General features: G+C 71.4%; 11 protein-coding genes. 6 read left to right on the forward strand and 5 right to left on the reverse strand.

Annotation, left to right across the window (positions count from 1 at the left end; genetic code table 11):
* Nucleotides 1–31 precede the first annotated feature (31 nt).
* The 6 genes from VF106_RS20380 to VF106_RS20405 all read left to right on the forward strand — a co-directional run bounded on the left by VF106_RS20380 (nucleotide 32) and on the right by VF106_RS20405 (nucleotide 9,954).
* Nucleotides 32–4,984, forward strand: a complete 4,953-nt coding sequence (locus tag VF106_RS20380; RefSeq protein ID WP_330841348.1) for a non-ribosomal peptide synthetase — start codon at nucleotides 32–34, stop codon at nucleotides 4,982–4,984.
* 77 nt (nucleotides 4,985–5,061) lie between these two features.
* Entirely contained in the window at nucleotides 5,062–6,018 is a 957-nt protein-coding gene (locus VF106_RS20385) for a TauD/TfdA family dioxygenase (protein WP_330841349.1), read from the forward strand.
* A 16-nt stretch (nucleotides 6,019–6,034) separates the two neighbouring features.
* Nucleotides 6,035–7,006: a TauD/TfdA family dioxygenase gene (locus tag VF106_RS20390; protein WP_330841350.1), complete on the forward strand. Its 972-nt coding sequence runs from the start codon at nucleotides 6,035–6,037 to the stop codon at nucleotides 7,004–7,006.
* Between the two features lie 2 nt (nucleotides 7,007–7,008).
* The gene (locus VF106_RS20395; protein WP_330841351.1) at nucleotides 7,009–7,770 is read left to right on the forward strand and encodes a thioesterase II family protein; all 762 of its coding nucleotides are present in this window, start codon (nucleotides 7,009–7,011) and stop codon (nucleotides 7,768–7,770) included.
* A gap of 34 nt (nucleotides 7,771–7,804) precedes the next feature.
* Nucleotides 7,805–8,728 (forward strand): ornithine carbamoyltransferase, encoded by a 924-nt coding sequence (locus tag VF106_RS20400; RefSeq protein ID WP_330841352.1) that lies wholly within the window; start codon nucleotides 7,805–7,807, stop codon nucleotides 8,726–8,728.
* Nucleotides 8,725–9,954, forward strand: a complete 1,230-nt coding sequence (locus VF106_RS20405) for an MFS transporter (RefSeq protein WP_330841353.1) — start codon at nucleotides 8,725–8,727, stop codon at nucleotides 9,952–9,954. The genes VF106_RS20400 and VF106_RS20405 overlap by 4 nt, the downstream gene beginning before the upstream one ends.
* A gap of 96 nt (nucleotides 9,955–10,050) precedes the next feature.
* On the opposite strand, the gene VF106_RS20410 is transcribed toward VF106_RS20405, so the two are convergent.
* The 5 genes from VF106_RS20410 to sbnA form a co-directional block, all read right to left on the reverse strand.
* Complete coding sequence (locus VF106_RS20410) at nucleotides 10,051–10,395, reverse strand: hypothetical protein (RefSeq protein ID WP_330841354.1); 345 nt, start codon at nucleotides 10,393–10,395, stop codon at nucleotides 10,051–10,053.
* Nucleotides 10,392–11,720 carry a cation:proton antiporter gene (locus tag VF106_RS20415; protein ID WP_330841355.1) on the reverse strand — a complete coding sequence of 443 codons (1,329 nt, stop codon included), beginning with the start codon at nucleotides 11,718–11,720 and terminating at the stop codon, nucleotides 10,392–10,394. Before VF106_RS20415 ends, VF106_RS20410 begins: the two co-directional genes overlap by 4 nt.
* Nucleotides 11,717–12,262, reverse strand: coding sequence for a flavin reductase family protein (locus VF106_RS20420; RefSeq protein ID WP_330841356.1), 546 nt, complete (start codon nucleotides 12,260–12,262; stop codon nucleotides 11,717–11,719). Before VF106_RS20420 ends, VF106_RS20415 begins: the two co-directional genes overlap by 4 nt.
* A gap of 39 nt (nucleotides 12,263–12,301) precedes the next feature.
* Nucleotides 12,302–13,840, reverse strand: a complete 1,539-nt coding sequence (locus VF106_RS20425; RefSeq protein WP_330841357.1) for a tryptophan halogenase family protein — start codon at nucleotides 13,838–13,840, stop codon at nucleotides 12,302–12,304.
* A gap of 94 nt (nucleotides 13,841–13,934) precedes the next feature.
* Nucleotides 13,935–14,966: a 2,3-diaminopropionate biosynthesis protein SbnA gene (sbnA, locus tag VF106_RS20430; protein WP_330841358.1), complete on the reverse strand. Its 1,032-nt coding sequence runs from the start codon at nucleotides 14,964–14,966 to the stop codon at nucleotides 13,935–13,937.
* Between the last annotated feature and the right edge of the window lie 2 nt (nucleotides 14,967–14,968).

Here is a 14,968-nt window from a genome sequence, read left to right on the forward strand (position 1 = left end):
GACCGCGACCACCCGCTTGGAGGATCTCCCGATGACCACGACCATCCCTCAGCTCGTCGCGCGGCAGGCCGCGGCCACCCCGGACGCGGTCGCCGTCGCCGGCGCGGACGGCACCCGCACCTACGCGGAGCTGGCGGTGCGGGCCGGCCGGCTCACCGCCGCGTTGCGCGCGGCGGGTGCCGGACCAGAGTCACCGGTCGCGGTGTGCCTGCCCCGCGGTGTCGACCTGGTGGCCGGTCTCCTCGCCGTGTGGCAGGCCGGTAGTGCCTACCTGCCGCTCGACGCGGACCACCCCGTGCGGCGCAACGCCATGGTGCTGCGTAACGCGGGGGTCCGGATCCTGCTCGCCACCGAGGACTCGGCGGCCCGGCTCGCGGCGCCGGGCGTGGTCACGGTGGTGCCGGACGACATCGGAGAAGACCTCGCGCCGGCCACCGCCATCGCGGAGCTCGAACCGGACGGCGCCGCCTACGTCATCCACACCTCGGGTTCCACCGGCACACCGAAAGGCGTTGTCGTCACCCACGCCGGCATCGCGAACCGCGTCGACTGGGCCGTGCACGGCCAGGGGTTGACCGCCGCCGACCGCGTCGTGCAGAAGACCGCGCTGACCTTCGACGCCGCCGGTTGGGAGATCTTCGCGCCGCTCGTGTGCGGTGGCACGGTGGTACTCGCCCCACCGGGCGCGGAACAGGACCCGGCGGCGCTTGTCGGCGCGGTCGCCGAGCACGACGTCACCGTGTTGCAGGTGGTGCCCTCCGTGCTGCGGGCGCTGGTGGCCGAGGACGGCTGGGACCGGTGCGCCCACCTGCGGCTGCTCACCTGCGCGGGGGAGCCGCTGCACGCCGAGCTGGTCGGCCGGTTCCTCGAGCTGGTGCCCGGCGAGGTCGAGGTGTGGAACACCTACGGGCCGACCGAGTGCGCCATCGACGTCACCGCCTACCGGTTCGACCCGGCACAGCGGTCCGGACCGGTGCCCATCGGCAGGCCGATCCCCGGCATGCGCGTGCTGGTCGCCGACGACGATGGCAACCCGGTCGACATCGGGGTCAGCGGCGAGCTGCTCGCCGGCGGTGTCGGCGTCGCCCGCGGCTACCTCGGCCGGCCAGGGCGCACGGCCGCGTCGTTCGTCCCCGATCCCTTCGGACCGGCCGGCTCGCGGCTCTACCGCACCGGCGACCTGGTGCGGTGGCGCGCGGACGGGTACCTGGAGTACCTCGGCCGCGTCGACACCCAACTCAAGATCAACGGCGTGCGTGTCGAGCCGGGTGAGGTCGAGGCCGCGCTGGCGGCCCATACCGGCATCCGTGCCGTCGCCGTCGGCCCGTTCGCCGCCCCGGACGGTGCGACGCGGCTCGTCGCACACTACGAGCCCACCGAGCACCCGGTCGGTGACCTCCGCGCCTACCTGACCGAGCGGCTGCCGGCGACGCACCTGCCGTCGGCGTTCGTGGCCGTGGAACGCCTGCCACGCCTGGCAAGCGGCAAGATCGACCGGTCGGCGCTCGCGGCCCCGGAGCAGGACACGGCCGAGCGGGTCATGCCGCGCACCGACGCCGAGCGCACCGTGGCACGGGTCTGGTGCGAGCTGCTCGGGGTCGACGCGGTCGGGGTCGACGACGACTTCTTCCAGCTCGGCGGCTCCTCCCTGCAGTTCACCCGGCTCGCGAACCGGCTGCGCAAGGCCACCGGCGTTGAGATCGACCTGCGCCGGCTGCTGTCGGCCACGACGATCGCCGGGCAGGCCGCGCTGCTGACACCGGACCGTGCGCGGGTGGCCGATGCGATCCGCCCGGTCGCGCGGACCGGCCCGCTGCCGCTGTCCACCGGGCAACGCCGGATGTGGCTGCTCGACCGGCTGCGACCGATGAGCCGGGAGTGGGTGTCGCCGCTGTTCCTGCGGGTGCCGGGCGACACGGCGGACGAGTGCGTCCGGCGGGCACTGGACGCGCTCGTCGAGCGGCACGAGTCGCTGCGTACGCGGTTCACCGACGATGGCAGGGAACCGGCCCAGGTCATCGACCCACCGAAGCCGATGGAGCTGCGCGTTCTCGCGGTCACCGGCGACGACCTGGTCACCGAGCTCGACCGTGAGCTCGACCGCGGTTTCGACATCGTCGAGGGGCCGTTGGTGCGTGCGGTGCTCACCGCGGCGGACGAGGCGGGCGAGCGGCTGGTGGTCGTTTCGATGCACCACATCATCGGCGACGGCTGGTCGGCGGCGGTCCTCACGCGCGACTTCCGCGAAGCCCTCGCCGCGGCACGCGAGGATCGCCCACCGGCGTGGCCCGAGCTGTCCGTGCAGTACGCCGACTACGCGGCATGGCAGCGGGAGCGCGCGGCGGGCCCGGACGTCGAGAAGGAACTGCGGCACTGGCGTGGTGTGCTGGACGGTGCTGTTCCGCTCGCGCTGCGCACCGACCGGGCACGCCCGGAAGCCCGCGACGGCAAGGGTTCGATGGTGCCCGTCACGATCGAACCCGCGGTGGCGGACGCCATCGACGAACTCGGCCGTGGCTGTGGCGCCACGCCGTTCATGACGCTGCTGTCCGGTTTCGCCGCCCTGCTGGCCCGTCACACCGGCCAGTGGGACGTGTCGGTCGGCACGCCGGTGTCCGGACGCGACCGTGCCGAGATCGAGAACGTCGTCGGCTTCTTCCTCAACAGCCTGGTGTTGCGTTGCCGGCTGGACGGGCAGTCGTCGTTCCGCGACGCGCTCTCCGGGGTGCGTGACACGTGCCGGGACGCTTTCGCCCACCAGGACGTGCCCTTCGAGCGGCTGGTCGCCGAGCTGGCCCCGGAGCGCGACCTGGCCCGCACGCCGCTGTACCAGGTCGCTTTCGACCTGCACGACGAGCGGCTGACCGGCTCGGCGGCACATCCGGACGACCTCGGCACGCTCGTCGAACTGGCCCGCATCGCGAAGACGGACCTCACCCTGTACCTGCGCCGCGAGCCGGACGGCGGGTACGTCGGCGGGTTCGAGTACGCGACGGCGCTGTTCGAACGGTCGACGATCGAGCGGCTCGCGTCCCACTTCGGCCGGCTGCTGTCGGCCGCGGTGACCGATCCGGAGACCCGTCTGTCCGAAATAGACCTCGACGGCGGGGAGCAGGCCGTGCGCCGCGCGGCCCGCCGGATCGCCGCGGGGTTCGGCTCCGTGCCCCGCCTGCTCGAGCGCCAGGTCCGCGCCACCCCCGACGCGGTCGCCCTGGTCGCCGGGGCCGAGCGGGTGACCTTCGCCGAGCTCGACGACCGTGCCAACCGGATCGCCCACCACCTGCGGCGGCGGGGCGCCGGTCCCGACTCGGTCGTGGCCGTGGCCCTGGAGCGCGGCGTCGAGCTGATGGCCGCGCTGCTGGGGGTGTGGAAGGCGGGTGCGGCCTACCTTCCGGTCGACCAGGCACTGCCGGCGGACCGGATCGCCTTCATGCTCACCGACGCCGGTGTGCCGGTGGTCGTGACCCGCTCGCTTCATCGGGACCGCGTTGGTGCGTTCGGCGGTGCGGTGGTCGCGCTGGACACCGACGTCGACCTCATCGCGGCGGAGCCGGCCGGCGCGCCGGACCGGGTGAACGATCCCGACCTGCTCGCGTACGTGATCTACACGTCCGGTTCGACCGGCCGGCCGAAGGGTGTGCAGATCACGCACGGCGGCCTGGCCAACCACCTGCGGTGGGCCACCAGCGAGCTCGTGGTGACCGGCGGCGGTGGCGCGGTGTTCTCGTCGGTGTCGTTCGACCTCGTGGTGCCGAACCTGTGGGCGCCGCTGCTTTCCGGGCAGCCCGTACACCTGCTGCCACCGGATCTCGATCTCGCCGACCTCGGCAGGCTGCTGTCGGACGCGGCCCCGCTGAGCTTCCTGAAGCTGACACCGGGACACCTGCGCATCCTGACCGACCAACTGCCCGAGGAGTGGCTCGCGGACCTGGCCCAGGTCGTGGTCGTCGCGGGGGAGCCGCTGCCGGTCGAGCTGGCCGGACGGTGGGCGCGGGTGCTCGGACCGGGCAGGCTGGTGAACGAGTACGGCCCGACGGAGTCGTCCGTCGGCACCTGTGTCCATCCGGTCGACGTGGTGGCTGGCGACTCGGTGCCGATCGGGCGCGCGCTGCCGGACATCGAGATGTACGTCCTCGACGACGCCCTCCGGGAGGTGCCGGCCGGTGTGGTCGGGGAGCTGTACATCGGCGGCGCTGGGCTCGCGCGTGGCTACCTGAACCGCCCGGGGCTGACCGCCGACCGCTTCGTGCCGGCACCGTTCGGCGCACCGGGCACCCGCCTGTACCGGACCGGCGACCTCGTCCGGACGCTGCCTGACGGCGACGTCGACTTCATCGGACGCAAGGACGACCAGGTCAAGGTCCGCGGCTACCGGGTGGAACCCGGGGAGATCACCGCCGTGCTCACCAGCCACCCCGATGTGCGGGACGCGGTCGTGGTCGCCTCGGACGGCCCGGCGGACTCCGTGCGCCTTCTCGCCTGGTGCGTGCCGGCGGTCGCGGACACGGCCGGCCTGGTGACCGCGTTGACCGAGCACTGCGCGGGGCGCCTGCCCGACTACATGGTCCCGGACGGGATTGCGGTGGTCGACCGGATTCCGCTCAACGCCAACGGAAAGGTCGACAAGGCCGCGCTGCCGCCGTTCGACGCGGCGGAGGCCGCCGAGTTCGTCGCGCCGTGCGGCGTCGTCGAGGAGCGGATCGCGCGGATCTTCTCCGAGTTGCTCGGCACGCCGGTCGGCGCGAACACGCACTTCTTCAAGGCAGGCGGCAACTCCATCCTGGCCATTCGCCTCATCGCGGACCTGCGGTCGGTGTTCGAGATCGACCTGCCGATCCGCGCCGTGTTCGAAGGGCCGACGGTGACGGACCTGGCCTCGGTGATCGAGGCCGAGATCACCGCCGAGGTCGAGCAGATGTCCGAGGAGGAGCTGGACGTGGTCGCGGCGGCGGAGACCGGACCGGTCGACACGTCGCGGGTATAGCCCGAGTACCGGTGCGATATGGCCGGACTCCGCAGAGTGTGACGGCGGTGCCAGAACGAACGAAAGAGGTGGTCCTCGTGCCAGAACCAGTCGGCCCGCGGTGGTCGCCGACCGTCATCGGTCCGTCCGACGTCGACGTCGAGCCGACGGCTGAGGGGCTGCGTGCGCACCTGGCCTCGATCGACGACCTCGGTGCGCGGCTGACCGCGGCGAAAGCGTTGGTGTGGCGCGGTTTCTCGGTACGGCCCGACGAATTCGACGCCATCGCCGACCTGCTGCTGCCCAACCGGCTGGCCTACAAGCACGGCAACTCGCCGCGCACGAAGGTCGGTGCCGTCGGCCAGAACGTGTACACCTCCACGGAGTACCCGCCCGAGTACACGATCTCGATGCACAACGAGTTGTCCTATGCCGCCCGCTATCCGAGCCGGCTGCTGTTCTACTGCCAGCAGGCGCCCGGCAGCGGCGGAGCCACACCGGTGGTGGACGGCGCCAGGTGGCTGGCCGCGCTGGACGACGAGGTGCGCGCCGCCTACGCGGGTGGTGTGCGGTACCGGCAGAACCTGCATGACGGCCACGGTTTCGGCAAGAGCTGGCAGGACACGTTCGAGACCGCCAGCCGGTCCGACGTCGAGCGGTTCCTCGCGGACACCGGGGCCGACTGGGAGTGGCGGGCGGGCGGCTCGCTGCGGATCGAGCATGCCGGGCCGTCGACGATCGTCGACCCACGCACCGGCGCCGAGGTGTGGTTCAACCAGTCCGACCAGTGGCACGCGGCGACCCTCGGCGACGAGACCGCCAAGGCGCTGGCCGCGATCATGCCGGCGGAGGACATGCCGCAGTCGGTGACCTTCGCCGACGGCTCGCCGATCCCGGCCGAGTACGTCACGCAGGTGCGTGACCGAGGGCTGGCCGAGGCCGTCGACCGCGACTGGGCCACCGGTGACCTGATGTTGATCGACAACGTGCTGGTCGGGCACGGCAGGCGGCCGTTCACCGCGCCGCGCCGGGTGCTCGTGGCCATGTCCGGCTGAACGGAGGCGCACAGAGATGACCCAGACCGTCGAGCTACCCCAGATCCTGCCGTTCGTGACGCACGGCGACCCGGCCGGTCGCGCGCTGCACGACGTGGTCACCGCCGAGCACGCGCGGCTGCGCAAGCTCCTCACCACGCACGGCGCGCTGCTGTTCCGTGGGTTCCCGGTGCCGGACGTGGCCGCCTTCGAGGCGGTCGTCCGGGCTTTCTCTGGCGAGCCCCTGACCTACAACGAGCGCTCCTCACCGCGACACTCGATCAAGGGCAACGTCTACACCTCGACCGACTACCCGAGGGACGAGGAGATCTTCCTGCACAACGAGAACTCCTACCAGGCGGTCTGGCCCCGGGTCGTCTACTTCTACTGCGACCGCGAGCCCGAGACGCGCGGCGCGACCCCGCTCGCCGACGTCCGGGGGGTGTACCGCGCGATCGACCCCGCCGTGCGGGCGGAGTTCGAGCGTCGCGGGTGGATGGTCGTGCGCAACTACCGCCCGCACTTCGGGGTGTCCTGGTCCGAGGTGTTCGGTACCGGCGACCGGTCCGAAGTGGAGCGGTACTGCGCCGACCGCGGCATGGTCGCCGAATGGCCCGGAGAGGACCACCTGCGCACCACGGCGGTGCGCAAGGCCGCCTACGCGCACCCGGACACCCGCGAGGACGTGTGGTTCAACCACATCACGTTCTTCCACCACACCTCGCTCGACGAGGAGCTGCAGGAGGGCCTGCTCGGCATGTTCGGCGAGGAGGGCCTGCCCACCAACACCTACTACGGCGACGGCGCGCCGATCCCCGACGACGTCGTCGCGCACCTGCGGTCCTGCTACCGCGCCGCGTCGCGCCGGTTCGACTGGCGGCACCAGGACGTGCTGCTGGTGGACAACATGCTCGTCGCGCACGGCCGTGAGCCGTTCACCGGTCCGCGCAAGATCGCGGTCGCGATGGGCGAGGCCCACGTGTCGGACTACCTCGAGCGGTTGGGGTGACCGTGGGGCGATTACCGACGGCCAGGCCGGCCAGCTGGTACCGGGTCTTCGTGCCCCGGCCCAACGCGACGCTGCGCCTGGTGTGCTTCCCACAGGCCGGCGGCGGCGCCAGCGTGTTCCACGGCTGGGCGGCACGGCTGCCCGAGTCGGTCGAGGTGGTGGCCGTGCAGTACCCGGGCCGCCAGGACCGCAGCCACGAGGAGCCGATCTCCGACTTCGAGCTGCTGGCGGACGCGGCGGTCGCGGAGCTGGGGCCCCTGTTCGACCGGCCGGTCGCGCTGTTCGGCCACAGCCTCGGCGGCACCGTCGCGTTCGAGGTGGCGCGGCGGCTCCGGCCGAGGTTTCCCACGCCGCTGGCGCGCCTGATCGTGTCGGCCCGCAAACCCCCCACGGACTGCGCGACCAACGGCTACGACTTCACCCGCGACGACGACCTGCGTCGCTACCTGGCCCGGCTCGGTGAGGGCGCGGGCCTGTTGCTGCGCGACCGTGAGCTGTGGCAGCTGCTCGTCCCACCGCTGCGGGCGGACCTGCTGATGTCGCAGCGCTACCGCTACGCGGAGGGCGCGCCGCTCACCTGTCCCATCTCGCTGATCGCGGCGCGGGACGACCGCACCTGCACGATCGAGGACATGCGTGCCTGGTCCGGCCGCACCATCGGCGCCGTCGACGAACACGTCATCCCCGGCGACCACTACTACGTGGCCGACCCGCCCGACGAACTGTTCACGATCCTGGCCAACGCCACCGACCGGCCCCGCTGAGCGCCGGCCCACCCCCGACCGCCGAGGACGCCCGATGGTTCGCACGAAGCACCTCATCTCGATCGACGACCTGTCCGACACCGACCTCGACGCCATCGTCGCCAGGGCCGTCGACCACGCGGCGGATCCGGCCGGCCATGGCCACCCGCTGGCCGGCCAGTTCGCCGGCCTCTACTTCCGGCACACCTCGACCCGCACCCGCACGTCGTTCTGGTCGGGCGCGCTGCGGCTGGGCGCGGGTGTGCTGAACTTCGGTCCCGGTGACCTGCAGACGACCACCGGTGAGTCCACAGAGGACAGCGGGCGGGTGCTCGCGTCCATGGTGGACATCCTGGTGGCGAGGACCTGCGGCAGCGAGGACGAGCTGCGTGGCTGGGCGTCGTGGCAGGGCATGTCCGTGGTCAACGCGATGAGCGAGTTGGAGCACCCGACCCAGGCGCTGACCGACCTGGCCACGATGCGGGCGCACTTCGGTTCCCTGTCCGGGCTGCGCGTGACCTACCTTGGCGAGGGCAACAACACCGCCACCGCGCTCGCGCTGGCCGGCGCCCGCATCCCCGGCATGGAGATCGACTTCCGCACCCCGCCCGGCTACGCGGTCGACGCTCGCGTGATGGCCCGTGCCATGGCGACGGCCGTGCGCACCGGGGCGCGGATCTCCGAGTCCCACGACATGTCCGCGCTGCCGTCGGGCATGGACGTCGTGTACACGACCAGGTGGCAGACGACCGGCACCACCAAGCCCGACCCGCGCTGGCGGGAGGTGTTCGCGCCGTTCCAGGTGAACGAGACACTGTGGGAGACGAACCCCAAGGCGGTGTTCATGCACGACCTGCCGGCGCATCGCGGGGAAGAGGTGACCGCCGAGGTGCTGGACGGACCTGACAGCATCGCGTTCGAGCAGGCGGCCAACAAGCTGTGGACCGCGATGGCCGTGCTCGAGTGGGTCCGGGCGTGACCGCCGAACCGGTCGAGAAACAGAACACCGCACCACTGCGCCGTAACCGGGACTTCCTGCTGCTGTGGACAGGTGCCGGGTTCGCCCAGCTCGGCGCGAGGATGAGCGTGATCGCGTTCCCGCTGGTGCTGATCTGGCACCACGGGTCCACCGCAGGCGCCGGGCTGGTCGCGTTCGCCGGGCTGCTGCCGGCGCTGGTCCTGCAGCTGCCGGCCGGCGTGCTGGTGGACCGGTGGGACCGGCGCCGGTTGATGATCGTCTGTGACGCGGTCGCGGCCGTCGCGATGCTGAGCGCGGCCGTCGCGCTGGGGTTCGGGGTGGTGTCGCTGCCGCACCTGTTCGTGGTGAGCTTCCTCGAAGGCAGCTGCATGATCTTCTACCTGCTCGCCGAGCGGGCCGCGGTGCGCAACGTGGTCGCACCGGAGCACCTGCCGACGGCGCTCGCGCAGAACGAGGCGCGTGGCCGGGCGGCGGGGCTGCTCGGCCAGCCCACCGGCAGCGCGCTGTTCGCGGTGCTGTGGTGGCTGCCGTTCGCCGCGACCGCGTTCGGCCACCTCGTCGCGCTGACCAACGTGACGATGGTCAAGAAGAAGTTCCAGGCCGAGCGGACGAGCCGGCCGCTGAACCTGCGCCGCGACGTCGTCGCCGGGGTGCGTTGGCTGTGGGGCCAGAAGTTCCTGCGCAGCGCGACGATCCTGGTGGCGGTCACCAACTTCCTGGCTCAGATCGTCAACATGGCGCCGATACTGGTGATCAGGGACCTCGGCGGGTCGGCCGCGCTGGTCGGACTGGTCGGCACGGCGGGCGGGCTCGGTGGCGTGTGCGGCGCGCTGTGCGGCGCGTTGCTGCTGCGCAGGCTCTCGCTCGGCGGGGTGATGCTCCTGGACCTCGCGACCCGCGCCGTGCTGATCCCGGTGATGGCGTTCACCACGTTCCTGCCGCTGCTGTTCGCGCCTTTCGTGCTGATGTCGTTCACCGGGGCGGTCCTCAACGTCGGGGCGGGCACCTACATGGCGCGGATCGTGCCGGACGAGATCCACGGCCGGGCCATGAGCGCGGTGCTGCTCACCTCGTGGGGCGCGAACTCCGCCGGTGCGCTGGCGGCCGGCCTGCTGCTGAGCGTGTTCACCCCGACCGCCACGCTGCTGGGGGTCGGCGTGGTCCTGGTCGGGATCCTCGCCGCCGCCGCGCTCAACCCCACCATCCGCTCAACGGACATCCGCTGAGCCGCCGTCCCGCCGTGACCGCGAAGGTTCGCAGGGCACGGCGGGTCCAGCATCCCGGTGTCCGAGCCGAGCCGGCGAACGCGCTCGGTCACAGCATCAGCTCGGCCGGCTCGTCCTGGCACAGGCCTCGGCGTCCTTCGCCTCGATCACCGCGAAGTTCGCGGCGGTGACCGCGGCCCTGGCGGCGGCGAGCACCGCGCGCAGGTGGCTGTGCACGTCCACCGAACCGGCGCTCGAGCGGGCGCGTCTGGCGGCGTCCACGGCCAGTACGGCGGCCTCGACGACACAGAGGACCGCCTCGTCCAGCGGGTCGGAGCGGTCGGACGTGGCCCGCAGCGAGGCTAGTTCCGCGGAAGTGAGCGGAAGCGGACGCCCGCGGAGGGACTCGCGGCTCTCGACGGTCTCGATGGTCTCGACGGTCTGTGGGGCAGTGCTGGTCATGACTGGCTTCCAGTTCGTTCGAGCCGGCGCATCACCAGGCCGGTCATCGCGGACGTGATCACGGCGACGAGCACCAGCACGGTGAAGCCGTACTCGTTGATCAGGCCCGCCTGCAGGCCGACGGTGGCCACCACGAGTTCGGTGATGCCACGGCAGTTCATCAGGGTGCCGAGCTGCAGCGCCTCGCGCGGCGGCAGGCCGGCCAGCCGTGCCGCGCCGCCGGCGCCGACGATCTTGCTGGCCATCGCGGCGAACAGGACCAGGGCGAACAGCAGCCAGCTACCGAGGTCGCCGCCGACCAGGCCGAAACTGGCCTTCAGCCCGACGCCCGCGAAGAACAGCGGCAGCAGGACGGTGATCGTGAAGCCCTGCAATTGCTCACTGACCCGGGTCATCGCGTCGGTGCGGGGGATCAGGGTGCCGAACAGGAACGCGCCGATGATCGGGTGCAGGTCGATCTGCTGCGACAGAGCCGCGACGGCGACCGCGCCGATCACCAGCCCGGCCATGAGTGCCTGGTCGGAGCGGGCACGAGCGACCAGCACCGCCAGCACCGGGCGCACGCAAAGCAGCATCACGAGCAGGAACGCCAGCGCGAGGCCCAGCCTCGGCAGCAGCCGCGCACTGTCCCCGGTGCCGGCCATCGCCATGATCACCGCGAGCGCGAGCCAGGTGACACCGTCGCCGATCGCGGCGCTGGTCAGGGCGATCACGCCGACGTCGCGGCGGTCCATGCGCAGGTCGACGAGGATCCGCGCGAGCACCGGCAGCGCCGTGATGGACAGCGCGAGGCCGAGGAACAGCACGTGGGTGACGGTCGGACCTTCGCCGGCGAGGGCCGACCCGGCGAGGAGGGCCACCCCGACACCGGCCAGGAACGGCAGCCCGGTCCCGCCGAGCACGGTGGCCGTGACGACCCGCTTGCGCCGGATGGCGCCCAGCCGCAGCTCACAGCCGAGCAGGAACAGGAAGATGATCAGGCCGAGCTGGGCCGCGGCGTCGAGCGCGGCGAGGATGTGTGCCGGGAACAGCCAGGCCCGGGCGTCCGGCGCCATCAGGCCGAACACCGACGGGCCGAGCAGCAGGCCGCCGATGATCTCGCCGAGCACCGCGGGCTGCCCGAGACGGCGCAACAACGCGCCGCACAGGTGGCACACCAGCAGGATCGCGGCGACGGCGAGCAGGAAGTGGGTGATCGGTTCGGCCGGCTCGTGCGTGCCCTTGCCCATCCCGAACCACCACACGACGGCGGCCGCGAACACGGTGGCACCGGTCGCCACCCCGAGCCAGCCGTGTTTGCGGATGCCGGTGCGGAGCTGGCTCACCGGGGCGTTGGGAGCGAGCCGGCGGCAGAGGGGACGGGGGGCCCGGTGAACGTCCGCATCCCGTACAGCAGCGGGTTGCGCGGCTCACCCGCGACATCGAGCACCCGCCCGAACACGACGACATGGTCGCCGACCGCGTGCAGGTCGGTCACCATGCACTCGGCGAACGCGAACGCGTCGTCGGTCAGCTGGGGCAGCTTGCCGTGCGGGGAGGGCTGCCAGGCGACGGCGGCGAACCGGTCCGGGTCGGGCGAGGCGAACACCTCGGCCGCCGCCCGGGCCTGCTCGGACAACAGGTTCACCGCGAACGCGCCGCGCTCGCGTACCGCGGTCAGCGTGCCGGAGCCCCGGTCCAGGCACACCAGCAGCGTCGGTGGGTCGAGCGTGACGCTGACCAGCGAGTTGCAGGTGAGCCCGTGCGGCCGGCCGGCGCCGTCCACCGAGGTGACGATGGTGACGCCGGTGAAGTAGCCGTTCATGAACTGTTTGAGGGCCGCCGGGGTCACCCGTGCGGAGCGGGGATGCAGCTGGATCGTGTCCATGTGGTTCCCTCCTGGGGTCCGGTGGTCGCCTCCCGCGGGTCAGTCGTTGATGCTCGCCAGGTACTCGTAGCAGCTGGGCAGCGCGGCGACCATCTCCGCCGCCTCGGCCTTGAGCTTGGCGAACTCGGCGAGCGCGTTCGTCGGGTCGAGGTGGCGCAACGCGGGCCGGGCGGTGAGCGGGATCCGGCCGAGGCCCAGGTTCATCGTGTTCCACGAGTAGCTCTCGAACCCGTGGTAGTGCGGGTAGATCGTCTCCTCGTCGAGCAGGTGTGACTCGGCGAGGTCCAGCTTGGCCTTGACACCGTCGGGCAACGGGCGGGTCTTGGTGTCCTTCCAGTACGCGGTGTCCTCGCGGTCGGCCGACCGGTAGTGCAGGATCAGGAACTCCTTGACGCCGTCCACCGCGTGGTTGATCCGCCGGTTGTACGCGGCGGTCATCCGCTGGTCGAAACCCTGGTCCGGGAAGTGCTTCACCAGCTGCTCGACGGCGTGCTGGATGAAGAAGATGCCGGTGGACTCCAGCGGTTCGACGAACGCGCTCGACAGTCCGATCGCGACACAGTTGTGCACCCACGAGTTCTCGTTGCGGCCGATCCGCATCCGGATGTGGTTGGCCTCCAGGTCGTCGCGGTCCGGCGCCACCTTCGCACGCAGCTCTCGCTCCGCCCGCTCCGGCGTGATGAACTGGTCGGCGTAGACGTAACCGTTGCCGTTCCGGCGGAACAGCGGGATCGTCCAGGCCCAGCCGGCGCTCATCGCCGTGGCCGTGGTGTACGGGTCCATGTCGGTGGCGTCCGCACGGGGCACCCGCAGCGCGACCGCGCGGTTGTTGGGCAGGACATCCTCGAAGGACTGGAACCTCACGCCGAGCGTCTTGTTGATCAGCATGCCGCGGAAGCCGGTGCAGTCGATGTAGAGGTCACCGGTGAGGACACCGTGGTTCTCGGTGCGCACCTCGGAGATCCACCCGCGGGAGTCCTGGCCGACCTCGGTGACGTTGTCCACCACGTGCCGCACACCGCGCTCGATGCCGTACTCCGCGAGGTAACGGGCCACCGCGTCGGCGTCGAAGTGGTAGGCGTAGGGGAACTGCGCGCGCTGTTCGTCCAGAGTGGACTTGCCGAGCGAGCCGTCCAGGGAGGACACGAACAGCGAGCCGTCGAGCATCCGGGGGGAGCGCTTCGCCTCGCAGAGCGCCGCGGTGATGAAGCAGGACCGGTCGAACGGCTGGCTGCGGTCACCGAGCGCGAGCCACCACTCGGCCAGGCTGAACCCGTCGGCGCCACGCAGCCGCTCGAACGGGTGGTAGAAATGCTCGCCGGGCTTGCGCCAGTTCTCGAAGCGGATCCCCAGCTTGTAGCTGCCCGCGCATTTCGGTAACCATTCGTTCTCGGCCAGACCGAGATAGTCGAAGAAATGCCGGACGGTGCTGAACGTCGCCTCACCGACACCGATACGCGACACCTGTGCCGATTCGACGAGCGTCACGTCGACGGACTCGCCGAACGCCGCTTTCAGGTACGTGGCGGACATCCAGCCGGCGGTGCCGCCGCCCACGATGACTACGGACCGAATCATGATGCAACTCCCTCGTCGCGGAGCGGACCGTAATGTGCTCGACCGGTTCACTCGGAAAACGCACTCCACGGTCGTGGAGGCGGCCATACTGTCCCTATATCGCGGAGACGGTCCCGACGGGCGGCCGGGCGGGGGCGGGATTCTCCCAAAGCCGGCTGACGGCACCGAAGTTGTCGGTCACCCACGCGTCGGAATAAATGGTGTCCAGATACCGGTCGCCGCCGTCGGGCAGGATCAGCACGCAGGTCGAGCCACGCGGCAGCGCCGCGGCCTGCCCGCGTAGCGCGGTCACCGCCGCGCCGGACGATCCGCCCGCGAGGATCGCCTCCCTGGCCATCAGCATGCGGCACCCCACCACACAGTCCAGGTCGCTCATGTGCACGACCCGGTCCGGCGCGGTCGTGTCCAGAATGGACGGCCGCACCGACGCGCCGTGACCCGGGATCATGCGGGGCACGGGCGGCGGCGCGGCGTCGAACAACGCGCTGCCGACGGCGTCGACCGCGACGATACGGGTGCGCAGCCCGTGCCGGCGCACGTAACGCGCGCAACCCTGCAGCGTTCCGGTCGTGCCGGCCGGGCAGAACACGTAGTCGACCGGTTCGGCCAGGGCCGTCACGATCTCGCGCATGGTCTGTTCGTGTGCCCTCGGGTTGAGCGGGTTCGCGTACTGGTTGGGCCAGAACGCGTGCGGCACCGTGGCCACCAGCTCCCGGACGCGGCGCAACCGGGCGGGCAGCAGTTCGCCGGTCACGGCGTCCGGTTCCGTGACGACCTCGATCTCCGCGCCGTAGGCACGCAGGATGTTCAGGTTGTGCGCGGTCGTCTTCGTGTCGACCACGCAGCGGAAGCGCAGGCCGAAGTACCGGCAGAGCTGGGCGAGCCCGATCGCGAGGTTGCCAGAGCTCGACTCGACCACGACGGAGCGGGCCGGGTCCAGCTCGCCGGTGTAGAGCTTGTCCAGCAACATGCTGATCGCGGTGCGGTCCTTGATGCTGCCGCCGGGGTTGAACTTCTCGACCTTGGCGTGCACGCGCAGGTCGAGCTCGACCGAGATCCGCTCGAGCTCGACCAGCGGGGTGGCCCCGATGGTGGCGAGGATCCCGCGCAGTGTGTGGTCGATCATCC

The sequence above is a fragment of the Actinophytocola sp. genome, from assembly GCF_036378875.1.
Lineage (GTDB): Bacteria > Actinomycetota > Actinomycetes > Mycobacteriales > Pseudonocardiaceae > Actinophytocola.

Excerpts from the sequence above, each read along its gene's own strand:
- VF106_RS20380 (WP_330841348.1), top strand. The coding sequence starts at position 32 with ATGACCACGACCATCCCTCAGCTCGTCGCGCGGCAGGCCGCGGCCACC.
- VF106_RS20390 (WP_330841350.1), top strand. The coding sequence starts at position 6,035 with ATGACCCAGACCGTCGAGCTACCCCAGATCCTGCCGTTCGTGACGCAC.
- VF106_RS20400 (WP_330841352.1), top strand. The coding sequence starts at position 7,805 with ATGGTTCGCACGAAGCACCTCATCTCGATCGACGACCTGTCCGACACC.
- VF106_RS20410 (WP_330841354.1), bottom strand. The coding sequence starts at position 10,395 with ATGACCAGCACTGCCCCACAGACCGTCGAGACCATCGAGACCGTCGAG.
- VF106_RS20420 (WP_330841356.1), bottom strand. The coding sequence starts at position 12,262 with ATGGACACGATCCAGCTGCATCCCCGCTCCGCACGGGTGACCCCGGCG.
- VF106_RS20425 (WP_330841357.1), bottom strand. The coding sequence starts at position 13,840 with ATGATTCGGTCCGTAGTCATCGTGGGCGGCGGCACCGCCGGCTGGATG.
- sbnA (WP_330841358.1), bottom strand. The coding sequence starts at position 14,966 with ATGATCGACCACACACTGCGCGGGATCCTCGCCACCATCGGGGCCACC.